The organism is Streptomyces sp. NPDC033221, from assembly GCF_055577005.1.
The window spans coordinates 1-24,209 of record NZ_JBVIQN010000059.1; the positions used below are offsets into that span (position 1 = coordinate 1).

At 72.8% G+C, this 24,209-nt stretch carries 14 protein-coding genes; 3 read left to right on the plus strand and 11 right to left on the minus strand.

The genetic code is table 11. The features are described from left to right. From ACZ53K_RS40475 to ACZ53K_RS40505, 7 genes are all read right to left on the minus strand, one after another. Nucleotides 1–10,333 (minus strand): amino acid adenylation domain-containing protein (locus tag ACZ53K_RS40475; RefSeq protein WP_468847497.1); only part of this gene is annotated, 10,333 nt, incomplete at its 3' end. Nucleotides 10,334–10,451: 118 nt separating this feature from the next. Beyond that, entirely contained in the window at nucleotides 10,452–11,282 is an 831-nt protein-coding gene (locus ACZ53K_RS40480; RefSeq protein ID WP_468847500.1) for a 2OG-Fe(II)-dependent halogenase WelO5 family protein, read from the minus strand. A 367-nt stretch (nucleotides 11,283–11,649) separates the two neighbouring features. After that, complete coding sequence (locus tag ACZ53K_RS40485; protein ID WP_468847503.1) at nucleotides 11,650–13,272, minus strand: type 1 periplasmic-binding domain-containing protein; 1,623 nt, start codon at nucleotides 13,270–13,272, stop codon at nucleotides 11,650–11,652. A 14-nt stretch (nucleotides 13,273–13,286) separates the two neighbouring features. Further along, nucleotides 13,287–15,425, minus strand: a complete 2,139-nt coding sequence (locus tag ACZ53K_RS40490) for a hypothetical protein (protein WP_468847506.1) — start codon at nucleotides 15,423–15,425, stop codon at nucleotides 13,287–13,289. Between the two features lie 118 nt (nucleotides 15,426–15,543). Further along, a complete protein-coding gene (locus tag ACZ53K_RS40495; protein ID WP_468847508.1) occupies nucleotides 15,544–16,008 on the minus strand; it encodes a DNA-binding protein in 465 nt (154 codons plus the stop codon). Between the two features lie 281 nt (nucleotides 16,009–16,289). Then, the gene (locus ACZ53K_RS40500) at nucleotides 16,290–18,203 is read right to left on the minus strand and encodes a SpoIIE family protein phosphatase (protein WP_468847511.1); all 1,914 of its coding nucleotides are present in this window, start codon (nucleotides 18,201–18,203) and stop codon (nucleotides 16,290–16,292) included. A 264-nt stretch (nucleotides 18,204–18,467) separates the two neighbouring features. Continuing rightward, nucleotides 18,468–18,698: a cold-shock protein gene (locus tag ACZ53K_RS40505; protein WP_468847514.1), complete on the minus strand. Its 231-nt coding sequence runs from the start codon at nucleotides 18,696–18,698 to the stop codon at nucleotides 18,468–18,470. 273 nt (nucleotides 18,699–18,971) lie between these two features. On the opposite strand from ACZ53K_RS40505, the gene ACZ53K_RS40510 reads away from it, so the two are divergent. Next, nucleotides 18,972–19,298 carry a hypothetical protein gene (locus ACZ53K_RS40510; protein WP_468847517.1) on the plus strand — a complete coding sequence of 109 codons (327 nt, stop codon included), beginning with the start codon at nucleotides 18,972–18,974 and terminating at the stop codon, nucleotides 19,296–19,298. A gap of 53 nt (nucleotides 19,299–19,351) precedes the next feature. Here the strand turns inward: ACZ53K_RS40510 and ACZ53K_RS40515 are convergent, their stop codons facing one another. Continuing rightward, the gene (locus tag ACZ53K_RS40515; RefSeq protein WP_468847519.1) at nucleotides 19,352–19,921 is read right to left on the minus strand and encodes a TetR/AcrR family transcriptional regulator; all 570 of its coding nucleotides are present in this window, start codon (nucleotides 19,919–19,921) and stop codon (nucleotides 19,352–19,354) included. 246 nt (nucleotides 19,922–20,167) lie between these two features. On the opposite strand from ACZ53K_RS40515, the gene ACZ53K_RS40520 reads away from it, so the two are divergent. Continuing rightward, nucleotides 20,168–21,169: an alpha/beta fold hydrolase gene (locus ACZ53K_RS40520; RefSeq protein WP_468847522.1), complete on the plus strand. Its 1,002-nt coding sequence runs from the start codon at nucleotides 20,168–20,170 to the stop codon at nucleotides 21,167–21,169. Nucleotides 21,170–21,176: 7 nt separating this feature from the next. Here ACZ53K_RS40520 and ACZ53K_RS40525 read toward each other — a convergent pair whose 3' ends face one another. The 3 genes from ACZ53K_RS40525 to ACZ53K_RS40535 form a co-directional block, all read right to left on the minus strand. Then, entirely contained in the window at nucleotides 21,177–21,746 is a 570-nt protein-coding gene (locus tag ACZ53K_RS40525) for a GNAT family N-acetyltransferase (protein WP_468847525.1), read from the minus strand. Then, nucleotides 21,743–22,609 (minus strand): aminoglycoside 3-N-acetyltransferase, encoded by an 867-nt coding sequence (aac(3), locus tag ACZ53K_RS40530; protein WP_468847527.1) that lies wholly within the window; start codon nucleotides 22,607–22,609, stop codon nucleotides 21,743–21,745. The genes ACZ53K_RS40525 and aac(3) overlap by 4 nt, the downstream gene beginning before the upstream one ends. A 92-nt stretch (nucleotides 22,610–22,701) precedes the next feature. Next, entirely contained in the window at nucleotides 22,702–23,616 is a 915-nt protein-coding gene (locus ACZ53K_RS40535) for a DMT family transporter (protein WP_468847530.1), read from the minus strand. Nucleotides 23,617–23,958: 342 nt separating this feature from the next. Between ACZ53K_RS40535 and ACZ53K_RS40540 the strand changes: the two genes are divergently transcribed. Continuing rightward, complete coding sequence (locus ACZ53K_RS40540; RefSeq protein ID WP_030019622.1) at nucleotides 23,959–24,153, plus strand: hypothetical protein; 195 nt, start codon at nucleotides 23,959–23,961, stop codon at nucleotides 24,151–24,153. The last annotated feature ends 56 nt before the right edge of the window (nucleotides 24,154–24,209 follow it).

Below are 24,209 nucleotides of genomic sequence, written 5' to 3' on the forward strand. Positions count from 1 at the left end.
CGACGACCGGCAGCCCAATAGGCGGCGGCCCGCCCACACCGCACGTCAACCGCCCGGTCATCGTCACGCACACCGTCGACTCCGTCGGCCCGTACACATTCACCAGGCGATGCTCGGAGCCCCACCGGGCCACGAGGTCCGGGGGGCACGGCTCCCCCGCGACCGCGATCGTGACGCCCCGCGGCAGTGCACCGGGCGGCAGTCCGGCGAGGACGCTCGGTGGCAGCTTCACGTGGGTCACGCCGAACCGTGGGACGGCGTCGGTCAGTTCCCGGCCCGCGAGGAGGGTACCGGCGGGGGCGACGGCCAGGGTGGCTCCGGAGAGGAGGGCGGTGCACAGGTCGGACACGGAGGCGTCGCAGCTCAGCGAGGCGAAGAGCAGGACGACGCTGCCGGGGCCGGTGCCGAGGCGGGCGGTCTGGGCGGTGGCGAGCGCGGCGATGCCTTCGTGGGTGACCTGTACGCCCTTCGGGCCGCCGGTCGAGCCGGAGGTGTGAATGACGTAGGCGGGATGCCGGGGCAGCAGGGGCGTTGCGCGTTCGGCGTCCCGGACAGGGGCGTCCGGGAGGCTGCCGAGCCGGTCGCGGGTGTCCGGGTCGTCCAGGATGAGGCGGGGCTCCGGGCCCGGCGGCAGCATTCCGGCGGTGACGCTGTCGGTGAGCAGCAGCACCGGCCGGGTGTCGCGCAGCAGGCACGCGATCCGCTCGGCCGGGTGGGCCGGGTCCAGGGGGACGTAGGCGGCCCCGGTCTTGAGGACGGCGAGGACCGCGACGATCAGTTCGGCGGAGCGCGGCAGGGCGACGGCCACCGACCGCTCGGGCCCCGCGCCGTGCGGGATGACCGACCGTGCCAGCCGGTTGGCCGCCGCGTCGAGTTCGGCGTAGGTGAGCGTGGCGTCGGCGCTCCGTAGCGCCGTGGCGCCGGGTGTCCGTGCCGCCCGGGCTTCGAAGAGGGCGGGCCAGGTTTGTGGTGCGGGGGCGGGGCCGGGGGCGGTGCTCCAGGTCCGCAGGACGCGGGTCCGTTCGCCGGGCGAGAGGACGGGGAGGTCGCCGACCGGCCAGTGCGGGTGGTCCGATGCTGCTTTGAGGACGCGGATCAGGCGGTGGAGGGTGGCCGTCGCCGTGCGCTTGTCGAACACGTCGGAGCGGTGGCCCAGTTTGAGGCCCAGGCGCTCGCCGGGGAGGACGGCGAGGCTCAGCGGGTAGTGCGTGCCGGAGGTGACGCGGACGTCCGCGACACGCAACGCGCCCGTGCTCGCACCCATACCCGTACCCGTATCCACACCCGTACCCGTGCCGGTGCCGAAGGTCTCGGAGGGAAGGTTCTCGAAGACCAGGAGAGTGTCGAAGAGCCGGTCGTGACCGCAGAGGCGATGCAGCCGGGAGAGCCCGACGTGCTGGTGGGGCAGGAGCCCGGCCTGTTCGTCCTGGAGGCGGGACAGGGCCTCGGTGAAGGGCCGGGCCGCGTCGAGACGTACCCGTACCGGCACGGTGTTGTTGCACATCCCGACCATGTCCTCGACGCCCGGCAGGCCGGCGGGACGGCCGGAGACCGTGGCTCCGAAGAGGATGTCGTCCTGTCCGGTCAGGCCGCGGAGGACGACGGCCCATGCGCCCTGGAGCACGGTGTTCGGTGTCAGGCCATGGCGGCGGGCCAGCGCGCGCAGGGAGGCGGTCAGCCCGGTGGACAGTGTGGCCCGGACGGTTCCGTGTTCCGCGGACGCGTCGGCGGTACGCCGAGACGCCACGAGGGTCGGTCCGTCCACCCCGGCGAGGGCCTGCTGCCAGGCGGCTTCGGCAGCCGTACGGTCCTGTGCGATGAGCAGGCGCAGGTACTCCCGGTACGGCGCCGGGGCACCCAGGGCCGTGGAGTCACCTCCTGCCGCGTGGACGGCGAGCAGGTCCCGCAGTACCAGCGGTCCGGACCAGCCGTCCAGGATCAGATGCTGGACCGTCAGCAGCAGCCGGTGCCGTCCGGGCCCGAGGCGCAGCAGGGCGAGGCGCAGCAGCGGGCCGTGGGCGGGGTCGAAGCGGGTGGCGCGGGCGTCGGACGCGATGCGGTCCGCCCGGGCCGTCTGCGCGTCACCGGCCAGATCCGCCAGATCGTGCTCGGCCCACGGCAGGGTGACGGCCCGTGGATGTGGCACCACCTGCACCGGGGCGCGCAGGCCTTCGTGCCGGAAGGTGACGCGGAGGGCGGGGTGCCGTTCCAGTACGGCCTGTCCTGCCGCGCGCAACGCGTCCCGGTCGAGGGGGCCGTGCAGGTCCACAGCGAGCTGGCTGGTGTAGACGTCCGAGGCCTGCTCGTCGTACAGGGCGTGGAAGAGCAGCCCTTCCTGGAGCGGGGTGAGGGGCCAGACGTCGGCCAGGTCCGGGCAGTCGTGCGTCAGCCGTGCGGTCTCGTCCTCGGTGAGGGCGGCCAGGGGGAAGTCGGCGGGTGTGCGGCCGTCCGCGTCCGGTTTCGCGGCCCGGTCGGTGAGCGCGGTGAGCAGGCGGGTCCAGGTGTCCGCGAGGTCGCGTACCTCGTCCTCGGTGAACAGGGCGCCGGGCCAGGACCAGGTCGCCGTGAGAGCGGGGCCGTCGGGCCGGTCCTCGACCAGCGCGTCCAGCTCGACGAGGTGGGTGGCGGGCTGCGCGGGGTCGGCGCCGCCGGTGATGCCGCCGGAGCCGGGCACCGGCGCCCAGTCCCCGGTCTTCCGGCCGAGACCGCCGAGGCGGCCGAGGTTGTTGTAGCCGACCAGGGGGCGGGTGCCGCCGGCGAGGGCCGGGGCGGTCTGGGGGTTGAGGTGGCGCAGCAGGCCGTAGCCGATGCCGTTGCCGGGGACCGCGCGCAGTTGTTCCTTGACGCGCCGGTAGGCCCGGTCCAGCGCGGGGCCGCCGGAGCGGAGGCGGGTGGCGTCGGCGCTGCCGGGGTCGAGGCGTACGGGGTGGACACTCGTGAGCCAGCCGACGGTCCGCGCCAGGTCGGCGCCCGCGGCCGCGTTCCGGGCCGTACCGTTGCCCGCCTGCGGCCTGCCGTCCGCCTTCGGCCCGTCCTCCGCGTCGTCGCGGCCGTGCCCTTCGATGTCGACCAGTACGGCGGTGTCCCGGCAGCCCGTACGGCGGCGGCGCCAGTCGGCGACGGCCAGGGCGAGGGCGGTGAGCAGGACGTCGTCGGTCCGGCCGTGCAGGGCGGCGGGCACCCGGCCGAGCAGCGGGGCGGTCTGCTCCGGCGGCAGGGTCAGGGTCAACCGCCGTACCGTGCTCGTCAGGTCGCGGGCCGGGTCGTACGGGAGGTGGGACAGGGGCGGTTCCGGACTGCCGGTGATGCCGGTCCACAGGGGGAGTTCGGCGATGCGGCCGTGCCGCTGGGCCAGCTCGGTGAGCCGCTGGGACCAGGCGCGCAGGGAGGTGCCCACCGGTTCGAGTTCGGCGTGGCGGCCTGCTGCGGCGGCTTCCCAGGCGGCTTGCAGGTCGGGCAGCAGTACGCGCCAGGAGACGCCGTCGACGGCGAGGTGGTGGATCGTCAGCAGCAGCCGCCCCGGCCTGCTTGGACCGGCATCGAACCAGACGGCCTGGAGGAGGGCCGCGGTCCGGCCCGGCTCCGGGTCCAGCCGGCCCCGTGCGGCGTCCTTGTGGTGGCGTACGGCGTCGTCGAGCGCGGTGCCGTCGAGTTCCGTGGCGTCCACCCGGTGGACGAGGTCCTGTTCGGGGGCTGTGTCGAGGCCCGCCCCGGGCGGAGCGATGTCCAGGGCCCAGACCGCTCCGCCGCCCACCCGCGTCAGCCGCAGCCGCAGCGCGTCGTGATGGGCGGTCAGCGTACGGAGTGCGGTGGTTAGGTGGCCCGTGCCGAGGCCGGGCGGGACCTGGATCAGGACGGACTGGTGGCAGCCCGCCACCGGCCCGCCGGTCTCCCGCAGGGCGTGCATGACGGGGGTGAGGAGCAGCGGCCCGCTGTCGTGTCCGGTGGGCGCGTCCGGTGTGTCCCCGGCCGGGCCCGCCTGCGCGGCGAGGTCTTCGACGGTGCGGTGGCGGAAGACGTCGCGCGGGGCCAGGGCGAGTCCGGCCCGCCGGGCCCGGCTGACGAGCTGGAGGGCGATGATGCTGTCGCCGCCGAGGTCGAAGAAGTCGTCGTCCACGCCTGCCGCGTCGGTGCCGAGGCCGAGCACCTCCGCGAAGAGCCGGCACAGGGTCCGCTCGCGGTCGTCGCGGGGTGCCCGGCGCGAGGAGGCCGCTGCGTAATCGGGCTGTGGAAGGCGGGCGCGGTCCAGTTTGCCGCCGGACGTCAGCGGCAGCGTGTCCAGGACGACGATCGCGGCGGGCACCATGTGGTCCGGCAGCCGCCCGGCAACGTACCGGCGCAGCTCGCGCGGGTCGGCGGTCCGCCCGGCGGCGGAGGTCACGTAGGCGACCAGCCGCCGGTCGCCCGGCCGGTCCTCGCGGGCGACGGCCACGGCCGTACCGACCGTGGGGTGCGAGGTCAGCACGGCCCGCACCTCCCCCGGTTCGATACGGAAACCCCGCACCTTGACCTGATCGTCCGCGCGGCCCACGAATTCCAGCGAGCCGTCGACGCGCCGGCGGACCACGTCCCCGGTGCGGTACATGCGCTCCCCCGGCGGCCCGTACGGACAGGCCACGAAGCGTTCGGCGGTGAGCGCGCCGCGGCCCAGGTAGCCGCGTGCCACACCGGCGCCCGAGACGTACAGCTCCGCCGCCGCGCCCGGGCGGGCCGGGCGCAGCGCGTCGTCCAGGACGTGGGCGCGGACGCCGTCCAGCGGCCGGCCGAGGGATGGCGCCCGGCCGTCCGGGAGGGGCCCGTCGAGAAATCCGGCGATGACGAGCACCGTGGTCTCGGTGGGGCCGTACTCGTGGACGAAGCGCGCGCCGGGCAGCAGTTCCCGGCCCTCGCGCGCGGTGCGGGGCAGCAGCACTTCCGAGCCGAGTTCGACGCGGCGCAGGGCCAGTTCTCCGGCGAGGGCGGGTTCCTCGCGCAGGGTGTGCGTCAGCTGCTCGAAGGCGGTCGATGTCTGGTGGAGCTGGGTGACGCCTTCGCGTACGAGCAGGCGCAGCAGTTCCGCCGGGGAGCGGCTTTCCTCGTACGGCACCACGACCAGCCGGCCGCCGTGCAGCAGGGGCCCCCACATCTCCCAGACCGAGAGGTCGAAGGTGTGCGAGTGGAGCAGCGGCGTCACGTCGTCGGCGCGGAAGTCCAGCTCCGGGGCGGCGCTGAACAGGCCGGCCACGGCGTGGTGGGGGACCACGACGCCCTTGGGTTCGCCGGTGGAGCCGGAGGTGGGGATGACGTAGGCCGGGTGTGCGGGCAGCAGGGGGCAGGCACGTTCGCGGTCGTGTACGGGCGCGTCGGGGAACCGGCGGAGGGCGTCGGCCAGCTCAGGGCCGTCCCAGGTCAGATACGGCACGGAGGACGCGGCCGCCGGTGTCCGGGTGGTGAGGAGCAGGACCGGGCGGGCGGCACGCAGGATCGTGCCGTTGCGTCCGGCGGGCCGGCCGGGTTCCAGCGGCACGTAGGCCGCCCCGGTCTTCAGCACCGCGAGCACGGCGATGACGAGGCCGGACGAGCGCGGCAGCTCCAGCGCCACGAACCGTTCGGGTCCGGCGCCGTGTTCGATGAGCAGCCGTGCCAGCCGGTTGGCGGCGGCGTCGAGTTCTCCGTAGGTCAGGGTGGTGTCGCGGAAGGTCACGGCTGGCGCGCCGGGCGTACGGGCTGCCTGGCGCGCGAACCGGTCCGGCAGGAGAGCCCGGCGGGTGTCCGGCTCTCGCTCCGGGTCAGCGGCGTGTGTTTCCGCCCCGAGGTCGCCGATTGCCCGGTCCGGGTCGGCGGTCGCGTCCGCCAGCACGCGTCGCAGTCCGTCCAGGAGGGCTGTGACGGTGGCGTGGTCGAAGAGGTCGGCGTTGAAGTGAGCGGCCCCTGCCAGGGTGTCCGGTCCGATGGCGCCGCCGGACGTCTCCGCGATGCTGATTTCCAGGTCGGTGATGAGGGGGCCGGTGTCCAGTTCCCGGGCCTCGACGGTGAGGCCGGACAGTTCGGGGGCGGCGGCCGGAGTGTTCTGCCAGACGAGCAGGGTCTGGAACAGCGGATGGCGGTCGCCCGTCCGGTCCGGGCGCAGCGCCTCCACGACCCGTTCGACCGGTACGTCCTGGTGGGCGTATGCCTCCAGACCAGTCTCTCGTACGCGGGTGAGCAGGGTGCGGAAGTCCGGCGCGCCCGAGGTGTCGACGCGCAGCACCAGCGTGTTGACGAAGAAGCCGATCAGGTCGTGCAGTGCCTCGTCGGTGCGTCCGGCAACGGGAGTGCCGATCGGGATGTCCTCGCCCGCGCCCAGCCGCGTGAGGAGCGCGGCGAGTCCCGCCTGCACCACCATGGACGGGGTTGCCCCGCACTCCCGCGCCAGCGCGCGCACGGCTTCCAAGAGTGCGTCGTCCCACTGGAAGCGGCAGGTGCCGCTGCGTCCGGAGGGCACATCCGGGCGTGGCCGGTCGGTGGGCAGTGTGATCTGCTCCGGCAGGTCGGCCAGCTTCCGCGCCCAGTAGGCGAGTTGGCCTGCGGATGTGGTGGTGCCGGTTCCGTCGTTCGTGTCGAGCAGTTCGCGCTGCCACAGGGTGTAATCGGCGTAGTGCGCGGGCAGCGGGCTCCAGGACGGTGGATGCCCTTGCCTGCGCTCCCCGTAAGCGCGCGAGAGATCACGCCACAGAGGAGCCAGGGACCAGCCGTCCGCCGCGATGTGGTGCAGCGTCAGGGACAGCAGGTGGTCCTCCGGCCCCAGGGCGAACAGGCAGGCCCGTACGGGCGGCTCGGCCGCGAGGTCGAACCGCTGGTGCGCGGCCTCCTCGACCAGGCTCCGGACGGCGTCCGGGGTGGTCTCGGTGACCGTCATCTTCAGCCGTACGGCCTCCAGGGGCAGTACGGACTGGCGCGGCCCGCTGCCGTCCTCCGGGAAGACCGTACGCAGGGGCTCGTGGCGCGCCACGACATCGCGCAGCGCCGCTTCCAGCGCCGGGCGGTCAAGCGGTCCGGAGAGCTTGAGGGTGAGCGGGATGTGGTGGGTGGGCCGTGATTCTTCGAAGTGACGTACGAGGTGCAGGAACCACATCCGGCGCTGCGCGAAGGACAGCGGCAGCTCGGCGGGGCGCGGGGTCCGGGCCGACAGCACGGGACGGCGGTGCGCCCCGCCGGTCAGCCGCGTGGCCAGGCCCGCCGGGGTCGGCGCCTCGAATACGGCGCGCAGGCTCAGCTCCGTACGGAAGGCCGACCGCACCCGGTTGACCAGCCCCGTGGCCAGCAGCGAATGCCCGCCGAGGCCGAAGAAGTCCTCTTCGGGGCCGACTTCGGCGAGGGACAGGGTCGCGGCGAAGAGACCGCACAGGATCTCCTCGCGGGCGTCACGCGGTGCGCGCCCGCAGGCATCACCGGGGTCGCGGAGGGTGACGTCCGGGCCGGGCTCGGGCAGGGCCCGCCGGTCCAGTTTGCCGTTCACCGTCATCGGCAGCGCGTCGAGGACCAGGACGGCGGACGGGACCATGTGGTGCGGCAGCCGGGCCGCGACGGCCTTGCGTACGGCGGCGCCGAGCCCTGCGTCGCGCCGGGCCGGTTCGCTGGTCAGCGCCCGCAGGGAGCGCACGTCGCCGTGGGCGCGCACCGCCGGGCGGTAGATGTCGGTGTACGCCACGGGGGGCGTCGCCCCGGGGCGCGCGCCCTCACCCGCACGCCCGTCATGCTCGTCCTCGTCCTCCCGCAGGAAGACGGCGTCCAGGCTGCCGTCGTCCGCCTCGGACCAGGTGACGAGCGCCCGGTAGCCGACCGTGGCGGCCAGCTTGTGCAGTCGCTCCGGGTCGGCGGCGGGACAGGGGCCGGGCCCGGGCGGCCCGGCGGCCGGTTCGGCCCCGGTCAGGCGCCCGTTGGGGATGTCGCTCACCCGCAGTACGCCGGGCAAGGCGGTGCACAGCCGCTGTGCCAGCGACGGCAGGCCGGTTACCTCGCTCCCCCACCGCACGCGGGGCGCGTCGGCGAGGGACACCACGAGGGACGGGCCCTTGTGCAGCACCACGTCGTACCGGTAGCGGCTCAGCTCGTTGTGGTGCCGCCCGCGTTTGACTCGGATGTCCACCGCGCTCACCTCGGGCAGCGGGCCGTCCGGCAGGGCGGTGAAGAAGCCGGGCGCGATCAGCAGTTCCTTGTCCCGCGCCATGCTCCGCCGGACCACAGCGTCGTGCGGCACGGCGCCACGGGGGCCCGCGCGGCGCCGGTCCAGCGCGGTGTGGAAGTGGCGGGCGAGCCGGAGGTCGCGTACGTCGCCGACGAAGAGGGCGCCGCCGGGCGCCAGGCGGTCGAGCGCGCCGCGCAGCACGGCGAGGAGGTGGTCCGCGTCGGGGAAGTACTGGGCGACGGAGTTCAGTACGACGACATCGAAGCCGCCCTCCGGCAGGCCCCGCGTGTCGTCGGCGGCCTGGTGGGTCAGTGTGGTGCGGGCGGCCAGCGCGGGGTCCGCCGCGAGCTTGCCGCGCAGTCCGTCGACGGCCGCCGCGGACAGATCGGTGCCCCAGTAGCTTTCGCAGTGCGGAGCGAGCCGGGCCAGCAGGAGGCCGGTGCCGACGCCGATCTCCAGGACGCGGCGGGGCCGCAGGGCCCGCACCCGCTCGACCGTGGCGTCGCGCCACTCGCGCATCTGCTCCAGCGGAATGGGCCGCCCGTCGAAGCTGCTCCGCCACCCCGCGAAGTCCTCGCCCAGGGCCGCGGTCCGGTTTCCGGCGTCGGCGTACAGGTCGTCGTACACCTGCTGCCAGACCTCCGGCGCCTCGTCGGCGCCCGCCGCACGCGCGGCGGCTCGCTCTCCCGTGGGGCCCGGGTGCGGGACGACGTAGCCGACCAGGCGCGGCCCGCCGTCCGCGTCCCGGCGGACGGCCACCGCGGCCTGCGCGACGCCCGGGTGGGCCGCGAGTGCGGACTCCACCTCCCCCGGCTCGATACGGAAGCCACGGATCTTGATCTGGTCGTCGGCGCGGCCGGCGAACTCCAACCCGCCGCCGGGCCCCCGCCGGGCCAGGTCGCCGGCCCGGTACATGCGTGCGCCGGGCGGGCCGAACGGGCAGGCGACGAAGCGCCCGGAGGTCAGCCCGGGGCGGCCGAGATAGCCACGCGCCAGGCCCGCGCCCGCGATGTACAGCTCGCCCGTGTCCCCGGGCGGCACCTTGCCCAGCCGGTCGTCCAGCACGTACAGCGCGAGGTCCGGAACGGCCTCCCCGATGGCGCTCGGCGTGCCGGGCCGGGCGGCGGACCGGTCGTGGGCGGCATAGGCGGCGTGCACGGTCGTCTCGGTCGTGCCGTACATGTTGACCAGCGACGGGGCATCGTCGGGGTGCCGGTCGTACCAGTCGGCGAGCCGGGCGGGGTCGAGCGCCTCGCCGCCGAGCACGACCGTGCGCAGCGGCGCGTTCCGCAGCACGTCGGGGTGCTCCCGGTCGGCGGCCTGCAGCGCGTGGAAGGCGGTCGGCGTCTGGGACAGGACGGTGACCCGCTCGCGGGCGAGCAGGGCCAGGAGTTCGGCGGGCGCCCGGCCGACCCGGTAGGGGACGACCACGAGGCGCCCGCCGGTCAGCAGCGCGCCGAACATCTCCCACACCGAGACGTCGAAGGCGTACGAGTGGAACAGGGTCCAGGTGTCGTCCGGGCCGAAGCCGAACCAGTGGGCGGTGGAGGTGAGCAGGCGGACGACGTTGTGGTGGGTGACCAGCACACCCTTGGGTGTGCCCGTGGAGCCCGATGTGTGGATGACGTACGCGCAGTCCTGCGGGTGCGGCCGCCCGCCGCGCTCGGCGTCGGTGACGGGCGCGGGCGCGGCCTTGTCCAGGAGCCGCCGCGTGCCGTCGTCGTCGAGCAGGATGGCGGGAACACCGTCCGGACCGCCGGCCTCGGCAGCCACCCCGCCCACCACCTCACGCACCGTCAGTACGGCGACGGGCGCCGCGTCCCGCAGCAGGAAGCCGATGCGCTCGGCCGGGTACGCGGGGTCCACCGGCAGATAGGCCGCGCCGCACTTGAGCACCGCGAGAACGGCCACGACCAGGTCCGCCGTACGCGGCAGCGCCAGCGCCACCACCCGCCGCGGGCCGGCGCCGCGGCCGAGGAGCACCCGTGCCAGCCGGTTGGCGGCGGCCTCCACCTCCGCGTACGTCATCCGTACGTCCTCGTGCACCACGGCGACGGCGCCGGGTGTCCGCTCGGCCTGCCGGGTGAACAGTTCGCCCAGGGTTCCGGGCCGCCCGTCCCGGCACCGGCCGGAGGCCCCGCCCGGCGTCCCACCGGCCGGTGCTCTGTCCTGTTCGTCGAACGTCACTTTCGTGGACCTCTCGCGCGAAGGGCGCGCGTCAGGGCGACGCGGGGCCGTACAGCGGTGTCGGGAGCGGCGCCCTGCCGGGGTCGCCGTGGGCAGCGGGGCCGTCGGCCACGTCCGGTCAACTCCAGTACTGGAGAGGCTCGTCGGTGCTCTTGCAGGCGATGAACGCCGCCATGCCGACGCGGCGTCCGTCCCGGGCCGGGGTGACGGCGTGCAGCATCCGGGAGCTGAAGACGATCAGGTCGCCGGCCTGCGGGTGGATCACGTGGGCGGGGGGTTCCACGGCCGCCGGGTCCAGCCCCTCGACCTCCCGGATGGTGCGGGCCTCCGCACTCGTGGGGTCGCGCCGCCACAGCTGGAGGTCGCCGCCCTCCGCCGGCACCTGGAGGTACACGTTGGCGACCAGCTGCTCGGTCACCCCGGCGATCTCCGGGGCGTCCGTCTCCTGCTCGATGTGGTCGTTGTGCGGCGGGAAGACCGAGGTGGCCGGGTGGAACACGCGCAGCGCGCCGACGAAGCACGGGCGGCCGCGCAGGCGCAGCAGGTTCGCGCCGGCCGGCCAGCATTCCTGGAGCAGCAGACGCAGGTGGTCCACCGGGGACAGGTACGGCGCGAACAGGGCGCGCACATCGTGGATCGAGGACAGTGCGGTGTCGTGGTACCGGGCGGTCAGTTCGGAATTCCACGCCGTGTCGATATGCGGCAGGTGAACTCGTCCCACCGTACTCGTATATTTCTTGTGATAATTCCCCAGCGCCTTGTGCCGCACGGCTTTTCGGGCCACGTCCGCCGCGATGCGCCGGTCGCAGAAGCCGGGTACGTGAAGGGCGGCGATCTCCCGGCGGGCCAGCCGCAGCAAGGAATCCCTGGTCAGCTCGCACGCGAAGTCGCCGTCCCCGCTCCGGGTGGGCGCCACCGGGGCGCCGGTTTCGGAAACAGTCGAGGTCACGTCGTCACTCTCCACTCAACGGTGCACGGCAGGGAAAGCGCCGGAGAGCCGTCGGCACGACACCGCGCGACGTTCCCGGGCCGCACCACAGGAAAAGCCGGGGAAACGCCGAAGCATACGCCCGAACCCACCGCCTTTTGGTTCCCGCTCCTGCACGCACACCGCGTCCGGCAGGCCTGGCACGTCCCGCACAGCTTCTCCCGGCCCGCGTTCCGCTACACCGCACTCACCGGCAGCCCGCCCCATCGGGCGAACGGGAAGGCTCCCCATGGACGAGTGCCGCTGGAACGACGTTCCGACAAACTGCGGAAAGCGATGAACATCCCGGTCCCCCGGACACGGCACCGGTCCCGGCAACGGCGCCGCCTCAGCCGGTGCCGCTGGGCACCACGCAGTCGTCCGGCTGGGGCTTCTTCTCCGGCCATCCCAGACCTACGAACGCCGCCTTCCGGGTGCCCGGATCCAGTTGGACGACGGCCACCGGCTTGTCGTAGGCGTTTCCGCCATTGGTGAGGCAGATCCAGCCGCTCGTCCCCCGTACCCGGTGTGCGGCCTCCAGGCGGGGCCACTCCGCGGAGACCCGTTCCCGGGACGGTATCGATCCGACGGCCTGCGCATTCGCCAGGAATACGGCTTCGGCGATGGTGCGCACTCCGTCGTGGACCAGCATCGTGCGGGAATCGTCCAGATTCACGTCACCGATGTCACCCGCGGTCTGCTGGTCGATGAGGGTGCGCAGGTCCTGGAGTTCCTTGAGCGGGTCGGTCAGATAGGCGGGCCGGGCCGACGCCGCCGGCTTCTTGCCCGTATGCGCCTGCTGCTCCTTCTCCCACGTGCGCAGCGCCGCGTTCCAGGAGTCGGGGTGGCCGGGCGCCGCGTACTGCACGGTGATTGTGGGACTTCCACCGTCGCCCTGGAGCCGCTTCCAGTCGGCTTCGCTCACATACCGGTCCAGCGTCGCCGCGCCCGAGCCGCTGACGATGGTGTATTTCTTTCCGTGGCACGGCACCTCGGCCAGTTTCAGGGCGAAGAGCCGCAGATGGTACGGGCGGCCGGCGAAATAGACCACCCGCGCGTCCGATTCGCAGATGTTGTGGCCGATCAGCGAGAAGTGGTTGGCGGTCTGGCCCGGCTCGTTGATGCCCGGCGATTCGAATACCTGGTCCTTCGGGCCGGGCGGGCCCGGTTCCGGGCGGCTGAACGCCTTGGCGAGCGATTCGTCGTAGATGTCGTGCGGCCGGACGTCCTTGACCAGGACGGTCTCCGCGTCCCGGAGCCCGCCGTGGAAGTCGGCCAGCGCGTCCGCCTGCTGCCGGTTGGTGGGAATGATGCGGGCCAGCCCCGGGAACGGTAGCGGGCCGCTGGGATTGTCGGGATTGGCGATCTCGTCGGCACTGACCCGGCTGGCGAGCACCGGGATCTTCAGTTCATTGGTCAGCCGCGCGATGGCCTTCTTGGTGGCCCCGAGGCTCAGATTGAATCCGGTGACGGCCCGCAGGTTGTCCCGCCCGGAATCCGCCATCTTCGCGAGCTGGTCCACCACCTTTTCCTGCTGCGCGTAATCCGCGCCGGGATTGGCCAGGACCAGACGCAGCAGCGGGGTCTTCTCCGTGCGGTTGGCCCGGTACTGCGCCAGGTACGCCCCCTGCAATTCGCTGCGGAGCTGCTTGCGTTCGGCGGGCACCTTGGGCTGCAGGGGAAGCATCATCGCCACGGTGACACTGCTCTGCTGACCGGCGACCCGTTCGTTCTCCTTGCGGATCGCCTCGGCGACCTGCCGTATCTCGGCCGTTCCGAAGTCGTAGCCGGAACCGTTGACGCCGATGCATTCACCGGCGCTCTGGACGACCCCCTCGGCACAGCGGTCGGGTTCCCCGATCTTCGCCGGGAGCAGCAGTGCGGCGGGAACGACCACGGCCAGAACGACGAGGACCGTGAAAGCCTTGCGGATCCAGGTGGCCCAGAACGTGTTGTACAGCCAGTTCTTCAACGCCGCACCCTCCCTCACCCGATGTGTCTCGTGCACGTGCACGGTCTGAGCGGTTGCTTGTTGGTCAGCCGGTCGCCCCACTCCCGGGCCGTGTGCGTCAGCGTGCCCGCTCCGGCGGCGGGCTCCTCTCCCAGCCGTTCCAGCAGCTTGGGCAGGGTGTCGGCGACGGCCTCGTCGAGGGGCTCCGTACGGTCCTCACACAGCCGTACGGCGTGCAGCAGCCGGTCGATGCGCTTGCGGCGCACATCGCCGGCCACCTCGGCCTCGCCCAGCGCCCGCGCGCGCCGGTCGTCGGTACGGCCGAGGAGCGGCGCCTCGGCGATGGCCAGCAGTTCGTCACACCAGACTCGTGCGCTGCGGGTGAGGAAGGTGCGGTCGAGGTAGTCCGTGACCGTCTCCGCGTCACCGACCGCCAGGTGGTGGTGCATGCCGTGCGCGGCGGCGGAGCCGAAGAGGTCGTCGGCCGCGTCGTCCTCCGGGGCGCGGTAGTGGTCCCGCAGCAGGGTGTGGTCGGCGTACCAGGCCGCGCCGTCCGCCCGCAGCCGGTACAGGCGCCGCATGAGCAGGCGGCGCAGACCCAGGTCGCCGATGAAGTGCCGGGGGCAGTGTGGCCAGCCACTGTCCCGCAGCAGCTCGGCGATGCGGTACGCGGAGAGCCGCTCGTCCCGGCCCGCCTGCACCTCCCGCATCAGGACCTGGGCACATTCCGCGTCGTGGGCCACCGACAGGTGACTGAGCAGGTCGAGCCAGTGCCCGCGCTGCTCCGGCGGAAGTTCCTCCGGCGGCTGCCGGACGACGAGGTCGTCCAGCAGGAGGTCCGCGACCGGGCGGCCCTCCGCGTCCTCACGGGCGCGCACCCGCGCGTCGAGCAGAGCCCAGTCGGTGCCCTCGCCGGGCTCGCGGAACGTCAGTGCCGCGGTCGCCTCCCCCAGCCGGGTCACGAACAGCGGGCGTCCGCCGCTCAGCCGGTGGATGCCGCTGTCGATGCGCAGCTGGGCGGCGTTGTCGCCCTGCGCCCTCCGCACCTGGAGGCGGGCCGTCTCCCTCGACTGCTGGTCGCGCGTCAGCATCGGCATACGGACGAGGAGGACGCCCCGCGACAGGGGCGTCAGGCCCGGTACGCCGCCGGCCGGCCGGCTCCACTGCGGCAGGCCGCCGTCGGAGGGCCGCCAGCTGACGGGCACGTCGTCCTCCGTACCTCCGGCGTCACCGACGTGGTACAGGAAGCGCCCGCCGTCCTCCCGCCGCGCGGTCGCCATCACCACCAGCCGGTCGTGGTGCCCGCGTTCGCGGTCCGCCAGCACCGGCCGCACCAGCCGTCTGCCCAGGGCGTTGTCCGCGTGGTCCAGGAGCAGGGCGGGGCGCCCGGCCCGGGACAGCCGGCCCAGCAGCGACACGTACGCGGCCTCGATGTCCTGCCGCAGCGCGCGGAAGAGGAAGCCCTCGGCGACCTCGCGCGCTTCGCCGCCCTGCTGGAAGTGGGAGGCCAGCGAGTGCAGTCCCAGTTTCGGATGGCCGCCCGCGCCCGTGTACTCGCCGTAACACGCCGCCAGCGCCGCCTTGCCCTCCTGGGAGGTGCGTGCGAGCAGTTCGTCGAGGACGGCGTTGATGAACGGTACGGCTCCCGGGTGGGCCACCAGCCCCGCGACGACACCGACGTAGGCCCGGCCCGCCCGGTTCAGCACACCCCGCCAGAAGGAGCCGCGCGGCAGCAGCTCGTCATGCCGTTGCACCTCGCTGACCAGGGCGGCCGTATCGGCGAGCGGGTCACTGGCGGCGACCGCCGCGAGCCCCGCGTACAGCCGCGGGGTGGCGACCGCTCCGCCGTCGCCCTGCCACGCGCCGAACTGCCGGGCGACCTCGCGCAGCACCTCCGTCGTCACCGACCGCGTCTGCGGGTGCTGCTCCGCCTGCTCCCGGAACACCGGCAGCCCGCAGTCGATGTGCGCCGTCGGTACGTGGCGGCCGAACTCGCCCCGTACGCACCGCAGAAGCCGGCCCTTGCCCGTACCGGGCCCGCCGACGAGCAGGATCACGGGCAGGTCGGGGCCGTGCAGCGGCTTACGGTTGCGTCCCGCGCGGGTCTTGCCCAGCAAGCGGGCCACCACGCCGCCGTCGTCGAGCAGCTTGTCGAATCCGAGATCTTCAGGCACGGGCCCCCCGAGGCGTCACCGACCGTACCGCTTGTGATGACACGTCAGGTTAGTGCAGTCCCGGGCCTTCAGGGAGAGCCGGTCCCGGCCGAACCTTCCGCCACAGCACCGCCGTGCGCTACTCCTCTTCCGTCTCCCCCTCGGCCCGGATCCGGCCGACCAGCCGCTCGTACCGCTGCCGGGCCGCCTGCGGAGTCCCCAGCCCCAGCCCGAAGGCCACTTCGGGCCAGGTCATGCCGCGTCCCCGCGCCATCCGCAGCAAGCCGGCCTCCAGCTCGTCCAGCTCGCCGCGCACCAGCGGAAGCAGGCTCAGCGCCGCGGTGACGTCCGCCCGGTCCACCTCCGGCTCGTCCTCGTCGAGCCGCGCCGCCCCGCTCATCAGGAACGACACCAGCCGTACGGCCTCGTGCGGCCCGAGGACCGACGGATGCGTCTGCCGCTTGCGCTGCGCCTCGGTGGCCGCATGCCGCTCCGCGATCCGGAACAGCGCCGCGTGCACCCGCTGTGCGCGCGCCTGTTGCGCGTCGGGCAGCGCGAAGGGGCCGGCGTCGGATCGGTCGTCCTGCTCGAAGGTCGATGCCATGGAGCCAGCATCAAGCCATCACACAACCTTGTCTACAGTTCATTGTGAACAAACTGTTTACCCACCAAGCATGCCAACCCTCCGGAGTCGACAAGCGCGCGATTTCCAGAAGAACGAGATGACCGGCCGATGCCACGGAAAGGGCGGACCGGGGCGCCGTCGTCACCGGCTTTCCGCCGCCGAACGACCCCGGCCCGCCTGGGCCTCGTTCATCTTCCCCGAGGAACGAGGCGAGTCGATACTGCCCATCGCCCCGGCCCCCATGCGCACCGCCGCAACGATCACCCGGTCAGCGCAGCGCCGGCCGTGGAGTGCGGCGCGCAGGCCGTCAGCAGCGTGAACCAAACGGTTTTTCCGACGGTGCCGGGGCGCGTGCCCCAGGCGTCGGCGAGGGCTTCGACGAGCATCAGGCCACGGCCGTTCTCCTCGGCGTTGTCCGCGAGCCGGGCCCGGGGCCGCGGCGTACTGCCGTCCACGACCTCCACGCCCAACTCCCGGAAGCTGTACCAGACACGCAGCGTCAACGGTCCCTGCGCGTGGCAGACGGCGTTCGTCAGCAGTTCCGACGCGAGCAGCAGCGCGGTGTCGGCGAGCGCGGCCAGACCCCACGCCCGCAGCGTGCGGTGCAGGAAGCGGCGCCCCTCCGGGACCGAGGACGGCTCGCCGGCCAGGTCCATCGCGGCCGTGTCCAGCGGAGCGGCGGGAAAACCGACCAGCAGGAGGGTGACGTCGTCCGAGTACGTGGCGGTGTCCGGGAGCAGGGTCTGCAGGACATGGTCGGCGGCGTCCTCCAGGTCCTTCGTGACCGTGAAGACCTCGCCCAAAGTGCTGGTCAGCAGGGACAGCTGGGTCTCGATGTCGCTGTGCGGCGTCTCCACCAGCCCGTCGGTGTACAGGGCCAGCGTCGTACCGGCGCGCAGGGGCAGACGGACCTCCTGGTGCGGTACGCCGCCCACGCCGAGGGGGATGCCGGTCGGCACCGGCAGCTCGGTGACCGTCGCGTCGGGCTCGATGAGCCAGACCGGCAGATGCCCGGCCGAACAGGCGGTCACCTCGCCCAGCGCCGGATCCGCCTCCAGGTAGGTGCAGGTGACGAATTGTTCCGGCAGCCCGCGCGTGAACGTGTCGAGTGTCTGGATCAGCTCGCACGGGGGCGTCCCGGCCAGCGCCAGCGCCCGGGCGGCGGAGCGCAACTGCCCCATGACCACCGCCGCGTCCAGGCCGCGCCCCATGACGTCCCCGATGATCACCCCGACCCGCCCGGCGCCCAGGTCGATCAGGTCGAGCCAGTCGCCGCCCACCCCCTGCCCCTGGGTGGACGGAAGATAGCGGGTGGCCGCGCAGGCCCCGGGGATCTGCTCGGAAGCACCCATCAGGCGCAGGGCCAGGGCGATGTGCCGCTGCTGCGCGTACAGTTCGACGAGCTCCCGCTCGGCCTTCTTGCGGTCGGTGATGTTGCGCATGGTGGAGCAGGCGCCGTAGATGACGCCGTCCCGGTTGCGGATCGGCCACAAGGTCACGTCGATGTCCAGCACCCGGCCGTCGCCGGCGACCCGCCGCGTCTCGTAGTGCTCGATCCGCTCACCCCGGCCGATCCGCTCCAGCAGACCGGCCTCCTCGTCCTTGAGGTCCGGCGGGACCAGCAACCCCATGTGCTGCCCCACCACTTCAGCCGCCCGGTACCCGTACAACCGGTGCGCCGCCGCGTTCCAGAACGTGATCCGCCCGTCCAGCCGTTTGATGAGGATCGCGTCCTGCGACGACTCCACCACGACCGCCAGCTCGTCGATCCGCGCTTCGGACCGCTTGCGGTCGGTGATGTCCCGCGTGATGGAACAGGCGGCGTGGATATCGCCCTGGCGGGTACGGATCGGCCACAGCGACACATCGACGTCCAGCAAGCGGCCGTCACCGGCGACCCGCCGCGTCTCGTAGTGCTCGATCCGCTCACCCCGGCCGATCCGCTCCAGCAAACCGGCCTCCTCTTCCTTGAGATCGGGCGGGATCAGCAGCCCGATGTGCTGTCCCACCACATCGCCCGCCCGGTACCCGTACAACCGGCGCGCCGCCGCGTTCCAGAACGTGATCCGCCCGTCCAGCGTCTTGATCAGAATCGCGTCCTGCGAACACTCCACCAGCCCCCGGAACAGCTCCTGCTGGCCCGCCCCGTTCCGCGGGGCCTCCACTGCCGTCATTCGTGCCTCACTTCGCATGACGCATCGACGCCTCGGGCGACAGGACCGACGACTTCCCGTCAAGGGACCCACCAACGACCCGAGCACGTCCCCGCCGCTCCTCGCGGACCCTTGCCTGCGAGGGTGCGGTTAGTTGAGCATGGGCCGCCCAGCCTCATCTCGTTTGTTCGCTTTTGGACGCGACTGGACAGAACCTTTCCGCTTTTCCGTCGGTTTGCGCATACTTTCGTGAGGCAGTCGCGCAGTGCAGTCTGCCGGTCACGGTCAGGCCGGAGAACGCTCCCGGCCCGGCAGGCGATAGATGTTCTCGGCCCGGATGCCTTCGAAGTCCTCGACGAGGTTGAAGGAGACACACTCCCCGGACGTCAGCGTGCGGGCCGGCTCTTCCCCCTGGATCGCCGAACGGTAGGCGAGCACATCCGGCCCTCCCCCGGCCTGGGCAACCAGGCCGGCACCTCGTTCGTGGTCGAACCACTTGACGACGCCATGGGGCACAGCAATCACCTCTGTCGGTGGAGTGGGCGATACACCCCACGGGTGCCCTCTCACCGACACCTAAGGGAGCGCACTACCGGGCGCACGTAGCTCGCCACCGGCGCCCGGCACGACCTTCACACAGGCGCACACCGTCTCCGCGCCGGAGCTTGTGCCGGTGGCCGGGCGGAGCGAGGGGCCGAAGCGGGCGCGGCTTCCTGTGAGGAGCGTGAGAGGAGACGTACCGGGCGCGATGCGCGGGGTCGTCGGGTTCGGAAACGAGAGGGTGAAGGGATGCCGCACCGCGCGGAATCGCAGGACTATGGGGTCATACGCGAGGCGAGCGGCGATGCGGAGCGGTCGCCCGAGGAAACCGCTGCCAAACAGGTCGCGGTGATGGTCGAAGCTGCCCTGCGGGCCCGCACCTGCCCCGAAGTCCAGGACGCGCGCGGGGCGTTCGAGGCTGCCTGCGCGGCGCAGGCGGCAGGATCCGCCGCCTCCGGCGCCCTGGTCGCCGTCATGGCGCGCCGACGGCTGGCCGCCCGAAAACTCACCGAGCAGCCAGGCTCCCCGTCGGCGGAGTCCGGCGACGCCCCGGCGGACGAAGTTCCGGAGAGCTGAGAGCCGGTACCCGGACTCGGCCCCTCCGACCTGCTGGTCGATACCCGCCCCCCTCACCCCACACCCGCCGCGTCGAGCAGAGCGGTCGCCGTGGTCACGGCCAGGCCTGACAGGCTCTCCACCCGTGCTCCGGCGCGCGCGCTCGCGCCGTCGAAGACCAGGGTCAGCTGCCGTGCCAGCAGGTCGGGGTCGCGTGCCCCGCCCCGCTCGGCCTCGGCGCGGAATGCATCGGTCAGGTGTTGTTTGACCTCCTCGGCGACGATGCTCGCCGGGTGCGCGGGGTCCTTGAGTTCCACCTGTGCGGCCAGGAAGGGGCAGCCGCGGTAGTCGGACGTCTCCGCCAGCTTTTCGAGCCGTTCGAAGACGTACAGGATGCGTGTGCGGGGCGGCCCCGCGTGGACGGTACGGAGGGCGAGCTGTTCCTCGTAGGCCGGTGCGCGCCGCCGCAGGCTGGCCGCGAAGACCTCGTCCTTGCTGTCGAAGAGCTGGTACATCGAGCGCTTGGACACGCCGGCCGTCCTGCACAGCGTCTCGACCCCGATGGAGGCACCCTCGCGGTAGAACAGTTCGGCCGCCGCGTCGAGCAGCCGATCCCGGGTGGACCCTTTGCCTGTACTGGACATGTGGGGAGATTACCGCGCCGTGCGAGGCGGGGAAACCGAGCGGTCTACCGCGGCTGGGCGGGGGGCGTTCCCTTGAAACGCTGCGCAATCACGCCGTTCGGACCCGCCCCCGGGCACGCTTCCGGAAAGCGGCGGGGCTACCGTTCTCCCATCGGGGAAACCGATCGGTTTCCCCGATGGGCGACAGATGACGCACAGCAGCCGACGGACGGCAGCCGTCAGACGCCCCGAGATGCCGGAGGACACGTGACCGTCACCGCCAAGCACCGCTCCGTAGAGGTCAACGGAGTCACGCTGCACATCGCCGAACAGGGCGAAGGACCGCTGGTCCTGCTGCTGCACGGATTCCCGGAGAGCTGGTACTCGTGGCGCCACCAGTTCGGCCCGCTCGCCGCGGCCGGATACCGGGTGGTGGCACCGGACCAGCGGGGCTACGCCCGCAGTGAGCAGCCCGCCGACCCCGACGCGTACAGCCTGCTGCACCTGGCCGGCGACGTGATCGCCCTGATCCACGCCCTCGGCGAGGAGCAGGCCGTCGTCGTCGGTCACGACTGGGGCGCGCCCGTCGCCTGGGTCACGGCGATGCTCCGGCCGGACGTCGTACGCGCCGTCGCCGGTCTCAGTGTGCCGCCCGTCCTGCCCGCGGGCATGGCGTCGCCGGAGGTCTCGCGGCAGCACTACGGTGACGGTTTCTACCAGCTCTATTTCCAGCAGCCGGGCGTCGCCGACGCGGAGCTGGCCCGGGACCTCGCGTCGACGTTCCGCCGCATTCTGGCCAGCGGTTCGGGCGACGACTTCGCGGGCGCCGGACCGCGCCCCTGGATCGTTCCCGACGGGGCGGCCCTCATCGACTCGGTCCCCGAGCCGGAGCGTCTGCCCGCCTGGCTCACCCCTGAGGACATCGACGCGTTCGTCCACGATTACGCGGGCCACGGGGAGCGGGCGTTCACCGGTCCGCTCAACTGGTACCGGAACATCCAGCGCAACCACGAGCTGCTGGCGGCGTTCCGGGGCCGTGGCATCGACCAGCCTGCGCTTTACGTCGGCGGGGACCGCGACATGGTGATGTCGCTGCACGGCATCACCGAGCTGCTCGCCTCCCTGAAGACGGTCGCGTCCAAGCTGCACCGCAGCATCGTGCTGCCCGGCTGCGGTCACTGGACCCAGCAGGAACGGCCCGCCGAAGTCAACGCCGCCCTGCTCGACTTCCTCGACCACCTGCCCGCCCCGGCACCGGCCCGGGACTGACCCCGCGTCACCCGCCTGCCGGCCGCATCGGCGGTGGCAGCTGTGCCGGCCGCGTCGCACGGTAGACATAGTGCGCGCGGCCGGCGGCGGGGCTGTCCGGTTCGAGTTCACCTTCCGCGACCCGGCACAGCCCGGCCTTCTCCAGGGCCCTCCACGAGGCCTGGTTGGCGACCGGCACGGGGATCAGGATGGCCGGGGCGTATGGATGGTCGTGCCACGTCGCCCGGACGACGGCCCGGATCATGCGCGGGCCGTGCCCCTGGCCCGCCTGCCCGGGATCGCCGATGAGGTAGTCGAGGGTCATCGTTTCGCCGGGCACCTCGACGAGGGCGGCCAACTCGTCCCGGTAGCCGGGGTAATCGGCGAACCGGGACCGCTGGACCAGGCCGAGGGGGCGGCCGTCGAGGAGGACGAGCAGGTCCTCGGAGGGTTCCTCGCCCCTGGCCACGGGGCCGAAGTCGCGCGCCACCCCCGCCGCCGAGGTGTCGTGGTTCCACCACCGGGCCACGTGCGGCTGTGCCAGCCAGCGCCGCAGGAGCGGGAAGTCGCCTTCGGTGACCCGACGCCAGGTGATCACCTGCCGGGCCGCCCTCCGCGCCCCAGCTTCTCCTCCATCCACGCCACACCGAAGTCCACCACCGCGCCGGCTTCGAAGAGATGGCTGTCGGCCGCTCCGACCGTTCCCTTGCGGCCGATCCCGGCGGCGACCATGTCCCGGGCGATGGCGTCGAACGCTTCCGTCCCCTCGGGCACGAGGGAGGAGTAATCGAACGCCCCGTCTTCCGAGTCGATGTCGTGGAACCGCCGCCAGACCCGCTCCCCATCGACGAGGACCGGCTGCTCGTAGTCCACGAACCGCTTGCCCGGCGCTTCGGCCAGGGCCTCGGCGTGGTGCAGGAGTGTGAGGGATTCCAGCGGGGCGCCCAGCAGAAGCACCCGGCCGCCCCTCGCGACCAGCCGCGCCAGCGGGCTGTCGGGGCCGTGCGGGTCGTCCCACGGGTGGTCGGCGATCAGCGCGGTGGCCGCCGCGCCGAGTGCGGCGAAGCTCGCGTCGGGATGCCGGCTGCGGACGGCTCCGGGCCAACGGCGCAGCGCTTCCGGGAGGCGGCCGTTGTTGTGGTCCGCCTCGCTGAGTACGGGGTCGTAGGCGGGGTGCTCGGCGCGCAGGGCATCCTGCCAGGCCTGCGGCCAGTCGGTGAAGTCGTACGGCGGGGCGTCGTTCCAGCCGCAGGTCACCATCAGGGTGCCGCGCTCCCCCACGACATCGAGGAGAGCGCCGATGACCGTCTGCGGGCCGCCGGCCACGTAGCCGATGGCGGACATCTCCGTATGAAACATCACGGTGTCCCCGTTGCCAAGGCCGAGCGCGGTCAGGTCCCGGACCAGGCGCGAACGGGTGACCGGGCCGTCGGAGCGCTTGAGCAAGGCGAGTTCGTCCATGGACGGGAAGGTAGCCGTCGCTCACGGGTCCGCGACACCGGATTTCGATGTGCTGGACGAGAGCCCCCGGCTGCGTGCGGTCGCGGCCCCGGTCAGGTACCGGAACCGGCCCGCCCGACGGACGGACCTTCCCCATCCGCCCCCTCCGCTTCCTCCGCTTCCTCCGTGTCGGCCCGTGGCAGCACCACCACGCCCCACGTGACCATGACCGCACCGATGCCCTCCAGGATCAGCCACCAGCCGGTGCGCACCTGCTCCCCGTACACCACGATCCCGAGTGCCAGGCTGACCAGTGCCTCGCCCAGGGTCAGGGCGGGCTGCGACGCCACCAGCGGGCCGGACTCCATGGCGTTGGCCAGCAGGAACAGCGCGCATCCGCCCGCGGCCACGAAGGCGTACGTCTGCCAGGAGGCGAAGAACGCGCCGGGCCCGTGCCGGTCGAAGATGTCGGTCGCCGCCTTCATCAGCGTCGCGGTCAGGGCGTAGCCGATCGCGGAAGCGGAGCTGAAGAGAGCCGCGCGGGCCTTTCCGCGGGGTCTCGGCAGGGCGGCCAGTACGCAGCCGGCCATGACGCCGCCGGCAACGACCAGTGTCAGCACCCACTTTCCGGCGGACACCCCGGTGCTGCCGCCGGACGGGGCGGCCGCGACCAGCCCCAGCCCGAGTCCGGCGGCCACCATGACCGAGGCCGCCCAGCCGATCGCGGGCAGCCGCCGCCGTGCCACCGCGCCGGCGATGAGCAGCGTGAACGGCAGTTCCGTGACGAGGATGGGCTGCACCAGCGACAGCGAACCCAGCGTCAGGGCGAGCGCCTGGCAGGCCGCCGCGCCGACGATGACGGCGATCCCGCCCAGCCAGGCCGGGCTGCGCAGCAGGTGCCGGACCAGCCGGACGCTGAAGGCGTCGCCCGGTGGCACCTTGCGGGCGGCGATCCGCTGGAGCACGGTTCCGGTGGCGTTGGCCACGGCCGTCAGCAGGGCGAAAAGCGCGGCGAGCACAACTGGCACAAGGGGCTCCTGCGGTCCGGCGCGGCGGTCACCGGCCGCCGCTGCTCCCACGGTGCCAGACCCGCGACGCACGCCGGGGCCGCACCACCGCGCGCCCCAGAGCCGCGCCGTCGCGACGGCCGTACGGCCCACGCCCCGCGCCTCCCGTTCCTGTGACGGCCTTCGTGACAAGCGACCTGACCTGCAATTATGCGGGGCGTTGGGGCCATCCGGGCAGTTGTGTTGCGCCGGCCGGGGGGTTTCGCCGGTGAATCACCCGTTCGCGGCTTTTTGCGGCTTGATACTTGCTGTGAGGCTGGAAGGACTCATGGTGACCGTCCCCACCACCGAGGAGAGAACTCCATGATTCTGTCCATCTCCGGCGTCGTTCTGCTCGGCATCATCGTCTTCCTGTTCTTCCGCAAGGACGGACTCAAGGTGTCCCACGCCTTGGTCTGCGCCCTGTTCGGGTTCTACCTGGCGGGTTCCGCGATCGCCCCGAGCATCAAGGCCGGCGGGGCGAGCCTGGCCAACCTCCTGGGCGGCATCAAGCTCTGACCGCGGCCCGCCTCTCCCCCGCGCGCCGCGCGGCGCGGCAGCCGGCCGCCCGCGGT